We start from the raw sequence: 18,770 nt of genomic DNA, 5'->3' as shown, positions 1-18,770 counted from the left end.
TTAAAGTCCGAATGCCAACAGAGACAGCAGATTAGCGATGGCATCAGTATTAGTGCCATTCAACACTACCCCCTACCCCCAACACCCTGCCTAGACGAGGTTTCACGTTTTCTTACTGCCATTCCAAACATTGCCAAATTGCACAAGTTAAGCGTAGACGCTCTTAGCGGCTTGTCAAAGACATCGCCTGCCCTAAATTACGATACATAATGACACGTTGATCGATGGGTAATCCTGCCTCAGCTTCCTTGCACCTGATCTGCTGAAAACCAAAGCTTAGTTCAACTTCAGGCAAAATCTGGAAACCAAGTTTTGTATAGAATGGGGCATTCCACTCAATGTCGAGAAAGGTCGATAGTAATATCCTGTGATAGTTCTGTTTTTTTGCCCAAACACAAACGCGCTCAACCAGTTCGCGTCCAATACCTCTGCGTCCATAAGCTGGATGGACATCAATTTGCTGTAGATAAGCATTTCCATCCACCTCTTGGGCGATCGCATACCCCACAACTATATCGCGATCGTTGACCGCAACCCATACCCGTTCTGCTTGAAATTGTTGAGTAACAAAGTCCATTGAGAGGGGTTGAGCGTTAACCAGAAAAGCGTAAGACGTGTCACAAAATAACGTAGCTGCGGCTTGTTCTATCTCAGCTAGCTTGACTAAATCCTCAATGCGGGCAAATCGGATTTTATAATCTGGAAACATAATATGGTTCTTGGGTGTTGTAGTTACCGCTATTCCCATTGATTGCTTAAACAAACTAGCAAAATAATGCGGACTTATCTGTGCGATCGCAGCAATTTCTGCAAGTGACAAATTTTTGTCTAAGTTATCGTTGATATAAGCGATCGCTTCTTTTAATTTATGTTTTGGTAATCCACCTGTGTATTCTCGAATAATAAATTTCTGCGTTGAGTAACGTTTCAACAAATGCACCGCCAGCAGATTTGCTGCTGATTCCATATACAGGGAACTATCAAATCCACTAGCTTCTATTTCTTGTTTGAGCGTCAGTCCAATTTGTTGAATCAATGGATCGTGAGTTTGCAGTTATTGTACAATTTCAACTGCATCAGTATTTCCTGACTCGTAGGCAACACGAGTAATCATCGCTGGTTCAAAACCAAAGTGAATAAACCCTAATTCCTGTTCAAATTGTACTGCTGGAGAAATCTGATGAGCAGGAAAAATGCCCACATCCGTTGCTGCATAGGATTTACTTTGCCAGTGTCCGTTAATTTTTAATTTTGCCTCAAACTCTTTAGTATAAATAGTAACGATATGCTGAAAAGGCGATGTCTCAGGAAGTTGATAGTTTGACTGGCGATGATAGGCAAAATAAAAACCATTCCAACCTGTAACTGGGCTGGAAATAATTAAAGGTTTGGGAAGAAATTGTTTTAGTTTGTCTGGTTGGGCAGCATTAATTCTAAAAGGTTGGTCTATTTGCATGACGACTCACACGCTTTTTTTCTAAATATAAATTAAGAGGTGTTAATTCCCATTGTCTATTTCCCAATTTATTGTGCAAAAGATGAGAAATCCTGGACGCAACCAGTTAAAATACGGTAATTCGTAAGATTTACCGTTGATTTATCCAAAACCAGGCTCAATTATTATTAGTTGTTTGTATAATTGGAAACTCAAATAACTGCTTATGTCAGAACAATATCGTTTTGAAACCCTGCAAGTTCATGCTGGACAAGAGCCGGCTCCTGGAACTAATGCTCGTGCTGTACCGATTTACCAAACGACTTCCTACGTTTTTAACGACGCCGATCACGGAGCGCGGTTATTTGCTCTCCAGGAATTTGGTAACATTTACACCCGCATCATGAACCCGACAACGGATGTATTTGAAAAGCGGATTGCTGCCTTAGAAGGAGGTATAGCAGCATTAGCAACCGCTAGTGGGCAAGCGGCGCAATTTTTGGCGATCAGTACCATCGCTCAGGCTGGGGATAATATTGTTTCCACTAATTTTCTGTATGGAGGAACATATAACCAGTTTAAAGTTTCTCTACCGCGTTTAGGTATTAAAGTCAAGTTTGTTGAGGGAGATGACCCAGAAAGTTTCCGTCAGGCGATCGACGATCGCACGAAAGCGTTATACGTTGAAACCATTGGCAATCCTCAATTCAACATTCCCGACTTTGCCGCTTTAGCTCACATTGCCCACGAAAACGGCATTCCTTTAATTGTGGATAATACCTTTGGTGCTGGTGGGTATCTAGCTCGGCCCATTGAGCATGGTGCAGACATTGTAGTAGAATCTGCAACTAAATGGATTGGCGGACATGGCACTTCCATTGGTGGCGTAATCATCGATTCGGGTAAATTTGACTGGGGTAATGGCAAATTTCCTCTATTTACTGAGCCAGCACCCGGCTATCATGGGCTGAATTTCCAAGAAGTATTTGGCCCTAATGGTTCCTTTGGTAACATTGCCTTTATTATTCGCGCGAGAGTTGAAGGGTTACGAGATTTTGGCCCGTGCTTGAGTCCATTTAACGCCTTTCTGTTACTGCAAGGATTAGAAACTCTCTCTCTACGTGTAGAGCGTCATGTGAGCAATGCCCTAGAATTGGCTCGGTGGTTAGAGCAGCAAGAGCAAGTATCTTGGGTTAATTATCCCGGACTTCCCAATCACCCATATCATGAGCGAGCGAAGAAATATCTTCGGCATGGATTTGGGGGAGTTTTAAACTTTGGCATCAAAGGTGGACTAGAGGCGGGTAGAGCTTTTATTAATCATGTGAAATTAGCGAGTCATTTAGCAAATGTTGGTGATGCGAAAACCCTCGTTATTCATCCTGCTTCTACAACACATCAACAATTAAGCAATGAGGAACAGCTTTCAGCAGGTGTGACACCCGATTTGGTACGAGTATCAGTGGGGATTGAACATATCGACGACATCAAAGAAGATTTCCAGCAGGCATTCCAGCAAGTTAGGATTTAGTTTTCAATTGGGCATTGGGCACAAGAGGCAGAGGGGCAGCACTTCTCTACGAGAGGCTGCGCCAACGGCTACGCTCAGTGACCGAGGGGCAAAGGGGATAAAACTTACTAAGTTGCATAAAAGCAGGGCTGATATTATGTCTGGTTGATTACTTATTAAACCCGAATCACCCCACCCTTAACCCCTCCCGAACAGCAAGGAGGGAAGCACAGCTTTGGCGGGGTGAGGTTCTTTTATTATGGGTAATTTGGCGGGCATGATATGAAGCCCTTACTACAAATGAATCTTTCTAGAAAAATGAATGACGATTAGCTTACAACTCCCCTGCTCCCCTGCTCCCCTGCTCCTCTGCTCCCCTGCTCCCCTGCTCCCCTGCTCCTCTGCTCCTCTGCTCCCCTGCTCCTCTGCTCTAGTTATGATCTACTCAAACTTCATCTCGCCGCTAACCCAGTTTTACCAGCTTACAGTACCATTTCAACTAGAAGGGGGCGAAACATTAATTGGGGTTCAGGTGGCCTATCGCACCTGGGGACAGTTAAATGCTCAAGGCGATAATGGGGTACTAATTTGTCATGCCTTAACTGGTTCCGCTGATGCTGATGATTGGTGGGAACCTTTATTTGGTTCAGGGAAAGCCTTCAATCCAGAACGCGACTTTATTGTATGCAGCAACATTTTGGGAAGTTGTTACGGCACAACTGGGCCAACTACTATCAACCCCATAACAGAAAAACCTTATGGCGTATGCTTTCCTAAGATTACAATCCGAGATATGATTCACCTGCAAGCTGTACTACTAGAATACCTGGGTGTTCAATCTCTGCGGTTAGTAATTGGTGGCTCACTCGGTGGAATGCAAGCACTGGAGTGGGCATTATTATATCCAGAAAAGGTAGAAGGAATTGCACCCATCGCAGTTTCTGGCAGACATTCAGCTTGGTGTATTGGATTAAGTGAAGCCCAAAGACAGGCAATTTATGCCGATCTAAACTGGCAAGGAGGGAACTACACCCTGGATGCGCCGCCGAACCAAGGACTAGCAGTAGCGCGGATGATGGCGATGTCTACTTACCGTTCTTGGGATAGTTTTACAAGCCGCTTTGGACGGCAGTATGATGCATCTGAACAGTTTGCTATAGCCAGTTACTTACAGCATCAAGGTCAAAAACTAACAGAACGATTTGATGCCAACAGTTACATTATCCTCACCCAGGCAATGGATCGCCACGATGTTGCACGCGATCGCACCAGTTCACATTTATCAGATTATGAATCTATTCTGCAAAGTATCCAGCAACCAACTTTAGTTGTCGCCATTGATTCTGATATCCTCTATCCTCCAGTAGAACAACAAGAATTGGCAAATTTAATCCCTAATGCTCAACTGGCATGGCTGAATTCAACCCATGGACATGATGCATTTTTAATTGACATGGCTGCATTGAATGAACTGCTGATCTCTTTTCGGCAAACTTTAGATTTCTCAGCCTCCTAACTCAATAATCTCATTTTGTAGGGTGTGTTATCGCGTTAGCGTAACGCACCGTCAGAGATTTTCGGTGAGTTAGGAATAAATTGCATAACGCACCCTATTAAATTAAAGCTTGTGTATATGATAGAAAAAATTTATAGAGTGGCGACAGTCGCGAGAGTTGAGATTTTGCGACAGCGCTAACTAAAAGATAGTGTATCAGATTTGCGGTGGGTATCTGTGGAAACCTTCCAGCTTGGTTGTTGAGCGACTTGCTCTGAATTGTGCCGAGCAAAGCCGAGGTAGCGTAGTCGTACCACTTGCCTACGGCACGCTGCGCGAACGTGGAAGCAAGCAACGCGTAGCGTCCCGTAGCGAAGTCGAAACATCTTTGTAAAAATTCTTTTAATCAGCCCTAGTCAACAGAAGTGGCAAAATGTGGGTATTAAGATTAAAACAATTATCGGTAAGTATCACCCAATCTACAGGTTTTTTAGATGATGAAACAGAGATGGGCAAGCATATACAAATGCACTCAGCTACTTTGGAGTGTTTTGTTAGTGTTGGTAATTTGGAATCTACCCCAATACGCTCTGGCAGATGTCAATCCACAGGAGATAAATGCAATTATTCGCACACGGGATATTGCGCTGCAAGCCCTAAATACTCGTGATTTTGCCAAAATACAACCTTACTTGCACCCAAATTTCACAATCACAACAGTTGATAACCAGATTTTTCACAAAGTTCCTGAGTTTGAAAAGTACTGGAATCAGCAGTTTTCCAGTTCCATCAAAGATATCAAAATGCAATTAAAGGGAGATACTCTCAGAACATTTCTCACTCCAGAAATAGATATTGCCTCTGGAGAAGCGATCGCATCTTTTTCTTTCAAAGATGGCAAAGCGGCTGATATGGCGTTACGATGGACAGCCGTGCTGCAAAAGCTCCAAGATAAATGGACGATTCAATCGCTGCATTTCTCCTCCAATCTGTTGAATAACCCAGTGTTGAATGCTGCCCAACAAGCGGGACGAATTCTAGCAATTGCAGCAGGAGTCGGCGGTTTCCTTTTAGGAGCAGTGACGATGTTACTATTACGTCGCAAGACTAAGCCACGAACCGAAAGGATATAGCAAATAAAGTGGGAAGAAGTACTTATCAGCCCAGTAAAAATATTAGCTTTCATCGCCGTCTCAAAGCAACCATAGTAGTTTTATTAGTTTGGGGTAGCGTGAGTTTGCTGCACTGGCTACCAGAAACACAATGGTTGATGCTGGTATTAACGGCAATCCTGACTGTGCAAACGTTAAGGATGCTGCTATCAAAACCAGTGGCGGCGGTGATGGAGAGTGAGATTAATTCACTGCCAGTCTCGATTTTAGTTCCGGCTAAAAATGAAAGTTCAGTCTTGGCTAATCTAGTTTACAGCCTATGCCAATTGAATTATCCTAGCGATTCCCTAGATATCTGGATTGTTGATGATGGTAGTACCGATGAAACTCCCCAGATATTGAGAGAATTACAAATTCAATTTCCATCTTTACAAGTTCATCGACGGGAATCAAAAGGTGGTAAATCAGGGGCATTAAATGCGGTGTTTCCCTTTACTCAAGGGGAGATTATCCTAGTCTGTGATGCAGATGCTCAGTTACCTGCTAATTTTCTCCAGCAAACAGTACCTCTGTTTCAGAAGCAAGCGATCGGTGCAGTGCAAGTGCGAAAAGCAATTTCTAATGCTAATACCAATTTCTTAACCCGTTGTCAGCAGATGGAAATGTGCTGTGATAGCTTTTTACAAACCCATCGCATTGCTATCGGTGGAATGTCTGAACTCCGGGGTAATGGGATGTTAATTCGTCGGGAATTATTAGAAAAATGTCAAGGTTGGAATGAGAACACTGTCACCGATGATTTGGATCTTTGCTTCAAACTCTATTTAGCAGGTGCAGAAATTGAGTTTGTTACAGTTCCATCAATTCAGGAAGAAGGTGTAACTACTTGGGAAAAACTTTGGCATCAACGCTGCCGTTGGGCGGAAGGTGGCTATCAGCGTTATCTAGATTATTTTCCGCAAATTCTTACTTTAGGTTGGGCGAAAGAAATTGATTTACTATTGTTTTTTATCTTGCAATTTATTCTACCAATTGGACTAATCCCTGATTTAGTTTGGACAATATTTTATAGCCATCATCCTGTTCTGTTCCCACTTCAGACACTACTCAGCACCATTCTGACAATTGCCTTTATTGCTGGACTTTACCAATTTCAAAATTTACGAGGATGGCCTTTGCTTTGGGCAACAGTGCAAGCATCATTATATATGGTGCATTGGATTCCTGTGATGATTGTGACGACTTTAAAGATGTGTGTGCAAAAGGAGCGATCGCACTGGGTGAAAACTGATCACCGTGGTGGAATGGCATAAATAAAATGAAATATAGTGTTAAATTTATCGAATTGTCAGATAATTGGAGCAACTTGTGGGATTACTTTTAGTTGAGCAAAGGGGCTTAAATGTCTAAAGTAGAAGGCTTTAGGGTAAGAAATTACAGAGTTCTTCGCGATATTACCTTGGGAAAGTTATGGAACACACAGAATGCCAAGCCATTAACGTCAATGACAGCCGTAATTGGTAAGAATGGTGTGGGAAAAAGCACGATTTTCGATACCTTTGGCTTTCTTGCAGACTGCTTGAAAAATGGAGTAGAAGAAGCGTGTGATTCTCGTGGCCGTGGGGGCTTTGAGAGAATTCGTTCCCAAGGACAAGAGGGAAGTATTGAGTTTGATATCTATTATAAAGAGGATCATAATGCCAGACCAATTACCTATGAGTTGGCAATAGATATTGACTCCTCTGGAAGACCTTATGTAAAAAGGGAGAGACTCAGACAACGAAGAAAAGGACAAAGCAAGGGACAACCTTTTTCTTTTCTAATACTCAATGAAGGTAGAGGAATTGCATGGAAAGGTGAACAAGAAGGCAAACAAGTTGAGGAAGAAAAAGGTGATTTTGATTTGTCAAAATTAATAGAAAAAATACAGAGAGGTGAAGGGGAAGAGGAAAGTAAGGAAACTGAGGTAGTTGAACTTGACGATAAGCGAAAACTGGGAATTGCAACTTTAGGTTCACTCAAACAACACCCAAGAATTTCTGTATTTCGTAGATTTATTGAAGGATGGTATTTAAGCTATTTTACTCCAGATGCTGCACGAAGCTTGCCTCTGGCTGGGCCACAAAAGCATTTGAATATTCATGGCGATAATCTGGGTAATGTAGTTCAGTTTATGGAGAGAGAACATCCTAAAAAGTTTCAATCCATACTTGAAAAGATATCTAGCAAAATTCCAGGTATCAACAAGATTAGCACCGAAAGAAGTCCAGACGGAAGACTACTACTGCGTTTCAACGACAAGGGTTTTCAAGATCCATTTTATGCCCAAAATATGTCAGATGGAACACTTAAGGTATTCGCTTATCTCCTCTTGTTAGAAGATCCCTCACCACCACCATTTTTGTGTATTGAAGAACCAGAAAATGGACTTTACCATAAACTTTTAGAAACCCTAGCGCGAGAATTTCGAGAACACGCAACAGGTCAGAAAGGTGGATCGCAAATATTTGTAACAACACATCAGCCATATTTTGTAGATGCCCTTGAACCTGATGAGGTTTGGGTCTTAGAAAAGGGCGAGGATGGATTTGCAAAAATTAAGCGAGCTAGTGAAGATCCTCTGATCAATAACCTTGTTTCTGAAGGTTTACCTCTTGGCGGACTTTGGTACAGTGACTATTTGGATGCAAGTTGAGTATATGCACTTTGAGATACTCGTTGAGGATATTTCCGGTAAAATTGCTCTTGAGATTCTTGTCCCGAAAATTATTAAGACCGAACAACACACATTTAATATCCATCATTACAAAGGAATAGGGCATATTCCTAAAAATCTAACATCTACTTCTGATCCCAAAAAACGAATTCTGCTCGACCAGTTACCACGACTTATTCAAGGCTACGGTAAAACATTATCTTATTTCCCTGCTGTCCTCATAATCATTTGCGATCTTGATGACCGATGCCTGAGTGCTTTTCGCAAAGAACTACTTGAACTCGTAAATTCTTGTAATCCTAAGCCAAAAACACAATTTTGCGTCGCTATTGAGGAAGGAGAAGCATGGTACTTAGGTGATTTAGCAGCAGTGAAGGCAGCTTATCCGAGTGCAAAACAAGCAGTTCTAAATTCATACACCAACGATGAGATTTGTGGCACATGGGAGAAGTTAGCCGACGCAGTATATTCCGGTGGTCGCCAAAAGTTGTCTAACCTTGCTTATCAGGCAATTGGTAAAGAGAAAGCAACTTGGGCTGAAAAGATATCTCCCCTTATGGACATTGACAATAATCAATCACCAAGTTTCTGCTATTTTCGAGATCAGCTTCGACGTTTAAGTGGAGAGTAGAGCAAACAAGCGCAACAAACAATCATGTTAGATTTGCTGATTCAAAATGGGTTAATTTTCGATGGCTTAGGTTCTCCACCTGTTCGGGGAGATATTGGCATTGAAAACGGCCGCATTGTCACCCTTGCACCCTCCTTAACTACCCCAGCGCGTGAATTGGTTGATGCTTCGGGGTTATGGGTGACACCGGGATTTATAGATATTCATACTCATTACGATTTAGAATTAGAAATTGCACCAGGATTGAGCGAATCAGTGCGTCATGGTGTTACCAGCGTGGTTATTGGTAACTGTAGCTTGTCTGTTGCGATCGCCCAACCCCAAATCTTGGCTGATATTTTTCAGAGAGTAGAGACACTTTCCCATCGGTTGATTGCAAAATGGCTACAAAAGTCAGTTTCCTGGCAGACACCAGCAGAATATTTACAGCATTTGCAACAGTTACCCCTTGGCCCCAATGTTGCCCCAATGTTTGGGCACAGTACTTTACGCGCTTATGTGATGGGATTAGAACGCAGTTTAACCGTTCAGCCGACAAAATTTGAACTAAAACTTATGCAGCGCATAGCCAGAGATGCAATAGATGCTGGCTTTATTGGCATTTCTATTGATATGTTTCCTTGGCATCGGATGAGTGGAGAATGGCAAGGCTGCACAATTCCCTCTCAACACGCCAAATTTAAAGAATATGCAATGTTAGCAGACTTGTGTCGGCATAGCCAACGTGTTTTTCAAGTCACACCCAATTTACAACGATTTGCTTCCTTTGTAGAGATTCTGCGTATGGGTTCAGGAATTGGACAAAAACCACTGCGGCTAACTGTCCTCTCAGCCTTAGATGCCGTACACGATCGCAAACTATGGCGAATATTTTCCCCCCTACTTTTTATTTGGAATCGGCTTCTAAATGGTAATGTGCGCTTTCAAACCCTAACTGAACCTTTCACCATTTACTCTGATGGATCTGTGACTCCCTTATTTGAAGAATTTTCCACAGGCGCACAACTCAATGGCTGTCAGTCACGAGAAGAAAGACAACAACTATGGGCATCGGAAATGTTTCGTCGTCAGTTTCGCCAAGAATGGCTGAGTAAACGGCGTAAATCATTCCATCGTCAGTTAGATTTGATGGAAGTTATTCACTGTCCCGAAGCAAGTTGGCAAGGGTTAAGTTTTGCCCAAATTGCTCGTCAAAACCAACAAGAACCAGTGGATTTATTTATCCACGCATTACAAAAATACGATACAGATTTACGCTGGGTGGCGACAGGAGCGAACGATCGCCTAAAACCCCGTTTAGCGATGATGCAGCATCCGCATATTTTGCCTGGTTTTACCGATGCTGGCGCTCACGTTCGTAACCTGGGCTACTATGATGGAGCTTTGTCTTTGCTCAAGCAAGCAGTTGCAACGAAATTCCTTTCACCGGAAGCTGCGATTTGCCGCGTTACCGGAGAACCTGCTGGTTGGTTTCGTCTTGATACGGGAGTTATCAAACTTGGTGCGAAAGCAGATATAGTTTTACTCGATCCCAATGCTTTAAATCAGCCAATTAGCCCGCAAGTGCAGATATCAGATCCCGTTTTAGATGGTGAACTTCGGATGGTTAAGCGTGGTTCGGATGAGATTGTGCAAGCTGTTTATATTAATGGGGTTCGGGTTGTTTGTCGGGGGAAAGTGAGCGATCGTTTGGGGCGTGAAAAGTTGGGAACTGTTTTGTTTCCTGTTTGAATTATCTCACACAGAGGCGCAAAGAGAAGTTTGAGAGATTTCCAAGAAATAAATTATCCAAATAAACGAACCACAGAGGCACAGAGAACACAGAGAGAGGAGAAATAGAGAGGGTTATTGGGTCAGTTTTGAGACATTTTTTTATTTAGAAGTCCCTGAGAGTTTAACATTAAATTGCTTTTACCCCACATCAGCAATCACCTGTCCAATATCTTGAGGGGTTGCACCTGTTGCTAACATTGCCCGGATCAACAATTCAATTGATACTGAAGCATCGCCATTTTCAGCTTTAGCAATCCGAGGTTGGCTAGAACTAATTTTAGCAGCGAGTTCACTTTGAGTCATAAGTTTTTGTCGGCGGTCTTTCAAGTTTTGGCTGAGAGCTAGCTTAATTTCAACAAACATAGTTTCTTCGGGCGTTAACTCCAAAAAATCTGAAACTGTACCAATTTGCCAGCTTTTAGATTCCAAACGTTCTCTCTTAGCTTGATCCATCACATTACTCCTGACAGCGAATTCCTATACTTGGCATAGTTCATAAATGTGGCATTACTGCAACCGCAAAGTATAATGGTAAAACTCTTCATTCTTAATGTAATCTCGCGCTTCATATAATTTTTGCGCGGTTATATTAGAAATTTGAGTAGCTAAAATTACTCGAACTGCTCCACTCTCTTTTGCATATTCTTCCGCAACACTCATCAATAATTTTGCAATTCCCCTCCGACGATACGACTCTTCCACATATAAATCGTTCAATATCCATAATCGTTTCATAGACACTGAAGAAAAGCTGGGATAAAGCTGAGTAAATCCAACTAATTCCCCATTGTCATTAGCTACAAAAACTACCGATTCATTATTCTTGAAACGTTCTTTGAGAAACTCCTTGGCAGCTTCAAGGTTTGATGCCTGATTGTAAAAAATACGATACCGATCAAATAATACTGAAACACTTTCAAGATGATTAATATTAGCCAAGAAAACTTCCATTGAGTGTCCTCATCACTTCAATACAGTTTACACATATAGCGGTTCTCGTTTACGCGACTCGTGTGTACTACATCTGAATGGGAACAATCGCTACTTGGAAAAACTTTTTGGTTTACTGAGTATTTACTTAAGGTTATGGGCAAACTACAGTCTCCTGGAAAAAAACAATAATATTTCAAATAAGAAAACAGTTGTGATCGTTGGACAAGATCCTTTAAAAAAAAGTGAGAAAAGAGTAGAAGAAATTGGTATTGCAACACCATACGCTCTACACTTGAAGAATTGTCGTGAGGATTTGCGTAATACAAGGCTATATTTTGATTTGCTCAAAGTCTTACTAGATGCAGGATGCCGAGTGTATCTCACAGATATTTTCAAAGTATGGGTAAGTGAGGCTAGTTGCGATTGCGGTATTCCTCTGAACAAGAAAGATTGTACTCGCTTCATTCAAGTTCTGAAGGCAGAGTTAGAAATTTTTGAGCCGCTTGCGATCGTTAGCTGGGGAAACAAAGCAAGTGATGCCATTAAAAATATAAAATTAGAAGTCAAACCTCTTGAGTTTCCTCATCCTAGTCCTGTGACAAATGGTGCTTCGAGTAAACTAATAGGTAAACCAGCAACACGAGAAAACCGGATTAATTTCTGGCAGGAAAAAGTTCTTGCCCACTTATCAGGGTTGTAGGCTAGAGTAGTTGCCAGTGCGTTGGTGCAACCGGCTGTAGGCATCGCTTTTCCCATACGCTACCTACGTTAACGAAAATATAACGCACCATTTTTATGAGAGTAATACCTACAGCAGGTGGAGCGATCGCTTTATTCAGGACAGGTATGACTTTGCTATATTAGATAGTGTCTAACCAATAATCACTCCTAAATAACTTGTAAAATTTAAACAGCAAAAAATCCCTACATTACTTATGAGTGAAAAACTTCAGACTGAAAAAGACAAGCTACAGGCAAGCATTAGTATAAAGATAAATCAAGAAACAGAAAATGAAAAAATTTTATGTTCTCATTGTCAGCGTACTGCTACGAACGGTATTAAATGTAAAGGAATTTGTGTGACTGACAATGACTATTAAGGTAGAAATTATATTGATTTTTCATCTACTCTCTTATGATTAATATCAATTTTAATTTTAAACAAAAGGGGAGAAATCGAATTAATAATCAAATTATAGATCATCCTTTCACAGACTATTGGGATATTTTTATTCTTAAACATCAACATCCAATTAATATTACTCTACACGTTCTGGGAATATTCTTTTTTTACGGTTTACTCTTTTATACTTGGAAGTCGCAAAACTTTTGGTTGCTCTTGGGCTTACCGTTAACTCAATTGCTTGGATTAACTGGGCATTTTCTATTTGAGCGTAGCCATATTGATTTACAAGATGCTGTATTTTCTTGGCGGGCTTCTTATTGTTTAGGTAAATTGTTATTTAGAATTTTGACGGGTAAATATCGAGATGATATTCGCCAACGGCAAGAAATATTAAATAATTATCTATCAAACAATTATGAAATTATTCAATAATTGGGATGTAATTGCTAAAGGTTGGTATATTGCCTGTGCTAGTCATGAAATCCCTAAAAAAACAGCAAAATCTGTAGAAGTATGCGGTCAAAAAATTGCCATTTTTAGAGGTGAAGATGGGCAAGTACGGGCTTTGGATGCTTACTGCCCTCATTTGGGGACAGATTTAGGAATTGGCAAGGTTGATGGTAATTGGATTCGTTGTGCATTTCATCATTGGGCATTTGATGAAACAGGGCTTTGTCAAAATATTCCTTGTCAATTAGAAATTCCTACTCAAGCTAAATTACAAGCTTATGCAACAGAGGAAAAATATGGATTTATCTGGATTTATCCAGATGCTAAAGCGCCAGAGGGAGTAGTTGATTTTGATGAATTGAAGGGAAAAGAAATTGTTGCACAAGCTGATATTGCATTTGAAAGAAGTTGCCATCACCATATTTGTATGATGAATGGGATTGATGCTCAACATTTAAAAACAATTCATCATTTAGACATCAAAATGGATTTGTCGCTACATCGCAGTGAATTAGGGACGCAAATTGACTTTACAATGCAGGGACAATTCCCTCAAACTACTTGGAGAGAAAAGTTAGGTCAAAGATTTCTTGGTTCTACATATCAATATTCAATGCGTTATGCTCATGGTTGCATTGGCTTGTTAACAATGATGAAAGATGTTAGGCTTTTTCCGCCACTGTTTATGATATATGCTTATACTCCAATTGCGCCTGGAAGAACGAGAATTCAACCGATTTATGTAACTGAAAAGCGTCAAGGTATTGTGGGATATCTGCTTAGTCAGTTTTTGCTATTCTGTACTCGCTTGGCTTACTATATGCTCAGGGATGAAGATGGCAAAATTTACGACAATATTCGCTTTAATCCAAAATTACTGCTTAGTATCGATCGTCCATTAGCTGAATATATGGAGTATGTAAATCAGCTAAAACCGTCTCGATGGTCAAAAAATAGGGGTGTAGAATAGTAGGTTGGATTAGCGATCGCATAACCCAACAAAAGCTTTGGTAATGTTGCGTTTTGTTTCTCAATCTAAATACATCTTAATTATTTTGTAGAGTAGGCAATTTCCATCAACCCTTATTGAGAAGGTGCAAGATGTGAATACGGAATTGTAGCGTAAATAACCATTCTGGAATCTGTCACATTACACCGTAAATTTACCATAATGGTCGATAAAGTTTTAATTAAATATAATACAAATCGAGTTTAGGTAATTTCCGCGCAATGAAGAGTTTGCTGATTCCTGTTGAAAATTTGCAACATAGCGATCGCACCGCCATGTATGCGTTGCTGCAAAATCACTTTCAAGGCATAACCTGGGATGGGTTTCAAATCGATCTAGAGCGCAAAAACTGGGTTTTGTTGTTGAGAGATGAAACATCCAATACACTCAAAGGATTTTCAACTTTGATGTTATGCCAAAAGACTTTTTTAGGAGAAAAAATTAGTGTGGTGTATTCAGGCGATACTATTGTTGATCCTAGTGCTTGGTCGAGTACAACACTACCACGTAGTTGGATTGCCGCCATCAATTTTCTTCGTCAAAATTATGCAGAAAATAAACTTTACTGGCTGCTAATTTGCTCTGGTTTTCGCACTTATCGTTTTCTCCCTACTTTTTGGCAATATTTCTACCCACGTTATGATGTTACAACACCTGCTGATGTTCAGCATCTAATGGGTAATTTGGCACAGGAATATTATGGCAGCTTATATCAACAAGCAAGTGGTATTGTCCGGTTTCCGCATCCCCAAATTTTACGGGAAGGGCTGATTGAAATTCCATCAGGACGACAAACTAATCCCCATATCCAGTTTTTTGAGGAAAAAAATCCTGGCTATCGGTTAGGGGATGAATTAGTTTGTTTAACTGAAATTAATTATGACAATCTCACCCGTTCTGGACAACGGATGTGGAAGTCAGAATCATCTTTAAAATTTGTGCAAGATTGTGTTCTTGTTTAACTTTTATGCCATCTACCAACCCATACTTAAACTTTAATAACCCAACACAATTTATAGAAGGATGGTACTGGACATTAGCATCAAAAAAATTAAAGCTTGGCCAGGTAAAAGCTATAACTTTGCTAGGTAGAAATCTGGCAATTTATCGGGGAGTTAGTCGTCAGGTAGTAGCTATAGATGCTTATTGTCCACACATGGGCGCACATTTAGCAGAAGGGAAGGTAGAAGGTGATGGAATTCGCTGCTTTTTTCATAATTGGAAGTATGACAGTCGCGGAATTTGTGTAGATGTTCCTTCTCTTGGAAAACCGCTACCTGTGTGTATTAAAACCTGGCATACGGCGGAAAAATACGGCATAATTTGGGTTTGGGTGGGAGAAAAAAAGCCAAGTTCGCTGCCTTTTGTACCAGAATTAGAACAGGCAGATTGTGATTATATATTGGGGAGTCGATTTGTCAAAAATTGCCATCCCAATGTCTTACTAATTAATGCGATTGATGCTCACCATTTCAATACAGTACACAATTTACCTTTAGAGATTGTATTTGATTCTCAAAACCTCAACCCCAACGCTATTACCTTCAGCAACACTACACGAGGAGGGGATGATTCCTGGTTAATCCGCCTGATTCGTCCTTTCTACCGCAACGAGGTTACTTATAGTATGTGTTATTGGTATGGCAGTACTGGCACTGTGACGCTAGGCCCGGATTTTCTGCACTTCTACATTATATTTACACTGCGAATGATCGAAGGTGGTAAAACTGAAGGGCAAACAATTCTTGTCACTCCCAAGCGCCCAGGATTTTGGGGATGGGTTTTAAATCGTGGTTTGTTATGGTTAACTCAGCGGGTTGGTAATTACTTCGCTAAAGGGGATACACAGGTATTTCAAACAATTCAGTTTGATTTAAAGACTCCCACTAAAGCAGATCAATCTATTCTGGAATTTATTCAGCACGTTAATCATCAAAAAGCCTTAAGCTGGGGAACTTGGGAAACTGTTAATTATCCAAATATTTAAACCCCAATTGAACAGGAAAAAAATGGATTTAAAATCTAACATTGTCGGTTTTGATCTACCACACACAGATTCGGATAATCGTTTGCGACGGATATTAACAGCAGCGTTACCCAATCAGAGTAATTATGTTAATTACCCACAATTAAATTATTGGGATGCTGAATTTTTCAATTTACATAAAGTCAAAATTTTTCAACAATCTAATATTAATGAACAATCTACTATTCTGGAACATACCAACCGCGCCCTGTTAGAAGAATCATATTTCATTGAGAAAGCGGGCGTTGGCTATATGGCAAAAATGGTACTGTTAGCAGAAACAGTTGAAGAACGAATGCTTTATGGACTGTTTACGGCTGATGAAGCTACCCACCTTCACCAAATTAGCCATTTTTTACCAGAAATGGAAGTAAATAGCACGAACGATCCGTTTTTGCGCTTACTATCAGAAGTGGTTGAAAGTGCAGATAAAACAGTTTTGTTGTTTGTGCTGCAAGTCGTTTTAGAAGGATGGGGTTTAAGCCATTATCGGCGTTTAGCAAAGGAATGCCGCTATCCAGTTTTAGCAGAACTTTTTTCCAGTTTTTTACAATCTGAATCCCGTCATCACGCTACAGGAACCACCTTGTTTAATCAAATTACTGTTTCAGCATTCAGTCAAACAACAATTCTTGATGTATTGGCACAGTTTTTGTTTATGGTACAGGTGGGGCCGCAAAGTTTACTTGTAGCAATCGAACAAGTGAAAGGACATCTGACGCGATCGCAAAAAATCCAAATTTTAGAAGAACTAGATACACAAACTCATAGCGGAACGCGATTACAAATATTGCGATCACTTATGGGGGGAACATCAGCCCAGTCTATCCTACAAAATTTAGAAGAACGCGGAGCCTTTGAACCACTCCCCGCCCATCAATGCGTGTAATAAATATCAATCTTATCTCTGCGTGAAATAAAAACGGATATGGAAAAAACTATTCATCGCAAATTACAAATTAACCACACTCGCAACAAACAGCAAGATCATACTGCTTTAATGGATGAAGCTGTCACCAATTTTCGTTACGAAGATTGTCAAAACGAGTATTGGAATCCAGAGGAATTTTCTCTGCTATATGGCACACCTTTATGGGAACAGTCCAGCGAACATCAGCGTATAATTTTGAACCAACTTTACTGGGTAGCTTACTACTCACAAATTGTTTCTGCCGAAATTGCAACTATCTTTTTCAATCAAACTAGTGCAGCCGGACTTTACGCTCAAGAAGATTTTCGCTTAATCTGCGATACCTTAGATTTGGAATCCGCCCAAGAGCGATCGCACATTAACGCTTTCCGCACAATTGCCAAACAGGTTGAACAAGCGTTATTTGGGGAACTTCTCTTTACCTATCCCATGCGCGGCCCCTTTACAGAAACGATGGTTTATGCCGACACCAATGCCCTAAAAACTTGGTGGAAAAAAATTCAACTTCAATACTTTGGGCTGATTTCTGCGAATAACACTTTTTTGGCTTGTCAATATTTTACAGTCCGGGGAGTGCGGACACTAAACGGCAAGTTAGTACAGCACAAACTCAGCAATTATTATCAAAAACATCCTCATCCTGAAGCTGCTCCAATTCCTGCTAAAGTCTCCTATTATCACTTCATGGATGAAAGTTTTCACTTCAATAGTTCGACAATTATATCTCACGATGTTGTCACTTGCCTTAAGCCACCGACTGCTTTTGAACGACTGGTTGCTAATTTAGGATTGCTGGGCTGTCAGCGCGATCATTTCCATTTTTCGGCTGCAATTAACGGGATTTTCTGGTACGATCCGGCGCTCTACAGTAAGATTTATCGGGTGTTGCGATCGCCTATTTTTGAGATGAGTGACAAAGATGCTAAAGAAATGATGCGGTGTTGTTTTACGGAGGAGTCGGAAGGATTGCAGCGCAGTTTTTCAACTCATCAGGAGGCGATGAAATCTTATCAGGTGTATATTGAAAAGCTTGATTATCTTTGGCAACGTAATCGGGATATGTCGCTGATGGCTACTAATTCAATTTCTCGATATTTGGCAACTCAAAAAAATGCTTTTAAAAGTTTTGAACACCAAGAGGATTTATTTTTAGCTCACGCAGAGACGCAGAAGTGCAGACAGGAATGGAAGAGTGTTGTTTAAGTAAACTGCTTGCGTATTATGGCTGACTTATGTAAGATATATTTTCCGGAAAGTGATTTTGTTACTATAACTTTGCAATGTCATCAAAGTTTGTCTGAACATCTCACAATTCAGAATTCACCAGTTTTGTTTGGTTGTCGGACTGGTATTTGTGGCACTTGTTTGGTTGAGGTTATTGGTGATATTCCTCCTCCTCTACCTGAGGAACAGGAAATGCTGGAGACATTAGCAGCTAATAACCCTCATGCGCGGTTAGCTTGTCAGGTTCATGATGTTACAGTTAATATTGAAATTCGGAGACTGAAAGGATAAATTTAGTTAAAATTCAAATTCAGAATCAGGCTTAATGGCACTGAAGTTTATACTACAGCATATTCGGAGCTTATGAGGTACAGTAGCAGCAATTTGTAAACCAATTTT

At 40.6% G+C, this 18,770-nt stretch carries 21 protein-coding genes; 17 read left to right on the top strand and 4 right to left on the bottom strand.

Going from position 1 to position 18,770, the window contains the following annotated elements; genetic code table 11:
* Positions 1–163: 163 nt before the first annotated feature.
* Both RMY27_RS28660 and RMY27_RS28655 read right to left on the bottom strand, forming a co-directional pair.
* A complete protein-coding gene (locus RMY27_RS28660; RefSeq protein WP_322668238.1) occupies positions 164–1,036 on the bottom strand; it encodes a GNAT family N-acetyltransferase in 873 nt (290 codons plus the stop codon).
* 18 nt (positions 1,037–1,054) lie between these two features.
* Complete coding sequence (locus RMY27_RS28655) at positions 1,055–1,456, bottom strand: hypothetical protein (RefSeq protein WP_322668237.1); 402 nt, start codon at positions 1,454–1,456, stop codon at positions 1,055–1,057.
* A gap of 205 nt (positions 1,457–1,661) precedes the next feature.
* On the opposite strand from RMY27_RS28655, the gene RMY27_RS28650 reads away from it, so the two are divergent.
* The 8 genes from RMY27_RS28650 (at position 1,662) to RMY27_RS28615 (ending at position 10,630) form a co-directional block, all read left to right on the top strand.
* Entirely contained in the window at positions 1,662–2,966 is a 1,305-nt protein-coding gene (locus tag RMY27_RS28650) for an O-acetylhomoserine aminocarboxypropyltransferase/cysteine synthase (RefSeq protein ID WP_322668236.1), read from the top strand.
* Between the two features lie 415 nt (positions 2,967–3,381).
* Complete coding sequence (gene metX / locus RMY27_RS28645; RefSeq protein WP_322668235.1) at positions 3,382–4,461, top strand: homoserine O-acetyltransferase MetX; 1,080 nt, start codon at positions 3,382–3,384, stop codon at positions 4,459–4,461.
* A 190-nt stretch (positions 4,462–4,651) separates the two neighbouring features.
* Positions 4,652–4,834, top strand: coding sequence for a hypothetical protein (locus tag RMY27_RS28640; RefSeq protein ID WP_322668234.1), 183 nt, complete (start codon positions 4,652–4,654; stop codon positions 4,832–4,834).
* Positions 4,835–4,934: 100 nt separating this feature from the next.
* Positions 4,935–5,573 carry a YybH family protein gene (locus RMY27_RS28635; RefSeq protein ID WP_322668233.1) on the top strand — a complete coding sequence of 213 codons (639 nt, stop codon included), beginning with the start codon at positions 4,935–4,937 and terminating at the stop codon, positions 5,571–5,573.
* An 8-nt stretch (positions 5,574–5,581) separates the two neighbouring features.
* The gene (locus RMY27_RS28630) at positions 5,582–6,865 is read left to right on the top strand and encodes a glycosyltransferase (protein WP_322668232.1); all 1,284 of its coding nucleotides are present in this window, start codon (positions 5,582–5,584) and stop codon (positions 6,863–6,865) included.
* Between the two features lie 89 nt (positions 6,866–6,954).
* Complete coding sequence (locus tag RMY27_RS28625) at positions 6,955–8,247, top strand: AAA family ATPase (RefSeq protein ID WP_322668231.1); 1,293 nt, start codon at positions 6,955–6,957, stop codon at positions 8,245–8,247.
* A complete protein-coding gene (locus tag RMY27_RS28620) occupies positions 8,225–8,899 on the top strand; it encodes a hypothetical protein (protein ID WP_322668230.1) in 675 nt (224 codons plus the stop codon). Before RMY27_RS28625 ends, RMY27_RS28620 begins: the two co-directional genes overlap by 23 nt.
* 24 nt (positions 8,900–8,923) lie before the next feature.
* On the top strand, positions 8,924–10,630 hold the full coding sequence (locus tag RMY27_RS28615) for a D-aminoacylase (protein ID WP_322668229.1): 1,707 nt from the start codon (positions 8,924–8,926) through the stop codon (positions 10,628–10,630).
* A 180-nt stretch (positions 10,631–10,810) separates the two neighbouring features.
* On the opposite strand, the gene RMY27_RS28610 is transcribed toward RMY27_RS28615, so the two are convergent.
* Together RMY27_RS28610 and RMY27_RS28605 are read right to left on the bottom strand one after the other, a co-directional pair.
* On the bottom strand, positions 10,811–11,125 hold the full coding sequence (locus RMY27_RS28610) for a helix-turn-helix transcriptional regulator (protein ID WP_322668228.1): 315 nt from the start codon (positions 11,123–11,125) through the stop codon (positions 10,811–10,813).
* Positions 11,126–11,179: 54 nt separating this feature from the next.
* Entirely contained in the window at positions 11,180–11,623 is a 444-nt protein-coding gene (locus RMY27_RS28605) for a GNAT family N-acetyltransferase (RefSeq protein ID WP_322668227.1), read from the bottom strand.
* Between the two features lie 193 nt (positions 11,624–11,816).
* Between RMY27_RS28605 and RMY27_RS28600 the strand changes: the two genes are divergently transcribed.
* The 9 genes from RMY27_RS28600 (at position 11,817) to RMY27_RS28560 (ending at position 18,662) form a co-directional block, all read left to right on the top strand.
* Positions 11,817–12,305, top strand: a complete 489-nt coding sequence (locus RMY27_RS28600; protein ID WP_322668226.1) for a hypothetical protein — start codon at positions 11,817–11,819, stop codon at positions 12,303–12,305.
* A gap of 235 nt (positions 12,306–12,540) precedes the next feature.
* Positions 12,541–12,705, top strand: coding sequence for a hypothetical protein (locus RMY27_RS28595; RefSeq protein ID WP_322668225.1), 165 nt, complete (start codon positions 12,541–12,543; stop codon positions 12,703–12,705).
* 35 nt (positions 12,706–12,740) lie between these two features.
* Positions 12,741–13,163, top strand: a complete 423-nt coding sequence (locus RMY27_RS28590; protein WP_322668224.1) for an Mpo1-like protein — start codon at positions 12,741–12,743, stop codon at positions 13,161–13,163.
* Positions 13,147–14,151 carry an aromatic ring-hydroxylating dioxygenase subunit alpha gene (locus RMY27_RS28585; RefSeq protein WP_322668223.1) on the top strand — a complete coding sequence of 335 codons (1,005 nt, stop codon included), beginning with the start codon at positions 13,147–13,149 and terminating at the stop codon, positions 14,149–14,151. The genes RMY27_RS28590 and RMY27_RS28585 overlap by 17 nt, the downstream gene beginning before the upstream one ends.
* A 260-nt stretch (positions 14,152–14,411) precedes the next feature.
* Complete coding sequence (locus RMY27_RS28580) at positions 14,412–15,152, top strand: hypothetical protein (RefSeq protein ID WP_322668222.1); 741 nt, start codon at positions 14,412–14,414, stop codon at positions 15,150–15,152.
* Positions 15,153–15,157: 5 nt separating this feature from the next.
* Positions 15,158–16,177, top strand: coding sequence for an aromatic ring-hydroxylating dioxygenase subunit alpha (locus RMY27_RS28575; RefSeq protein ID WP_322668221.1), 1,020 nt, complete (start codon positions 15,158–15,160; stop codon positions 16,175–16,177).
* 22 nt (positions 16,178–16,199) lie between these two features.
* The gene (locus tag RMY27_RS28570; RefSeq protein WP_322668220.1) at positions 16,200–17,105 is read left to right on the top strand and encodes a ferritin-like domain-containing protein; all 906 of its coding nucleotides are present in this window, start codon (positions 16,200–16,202) and stop codon (positions 17,103–17,105) included.
* A gap of 39 nt (positions 17,106–17,144) precedes the next feature.
* Positions 17,145–18,350, top strand: a complete 1,206-nt coding sequence (locus tag RMY27_RS28565; protein ID WP_322668219.1) for a P-aminobenzoate N-oxygenase AurF — start codon at positions 17,145–17,147, stop codon at positions 18,348–18,350.
* 18 nt (positions 18,351–18,368) lie between these two features.
* The gene (locus RMY27_RS28560; RefSeq protein ID WP_322668218.1) at positions 18,369–18,662 is read left to right on the top strand and encodes a 2Fe-2S iron-sulfur cluster binding domain-containing protein; all 294 of its coding nucleotides are present in this window, start codon (positions 18,369–18,371) and stop codon (positions 18,660–18,662) included.
* The last annotated feature ends 108 nt before the right edge of the window (positions 18,663–18,770 follow it).

The sequence above is a fragment of the Nostoc sp. DedQUE09 genome, assembly GCF_034530915.1.
Taxonomy (GTDB): Bacteria; Cyanobacteriota; Cyanobacteriia; order Cyanobacteriales; family Nostocaceae; genus Nostoc.
This window is presented reverse-complemented; position numbering and strand designations above follow the sequence as displayed.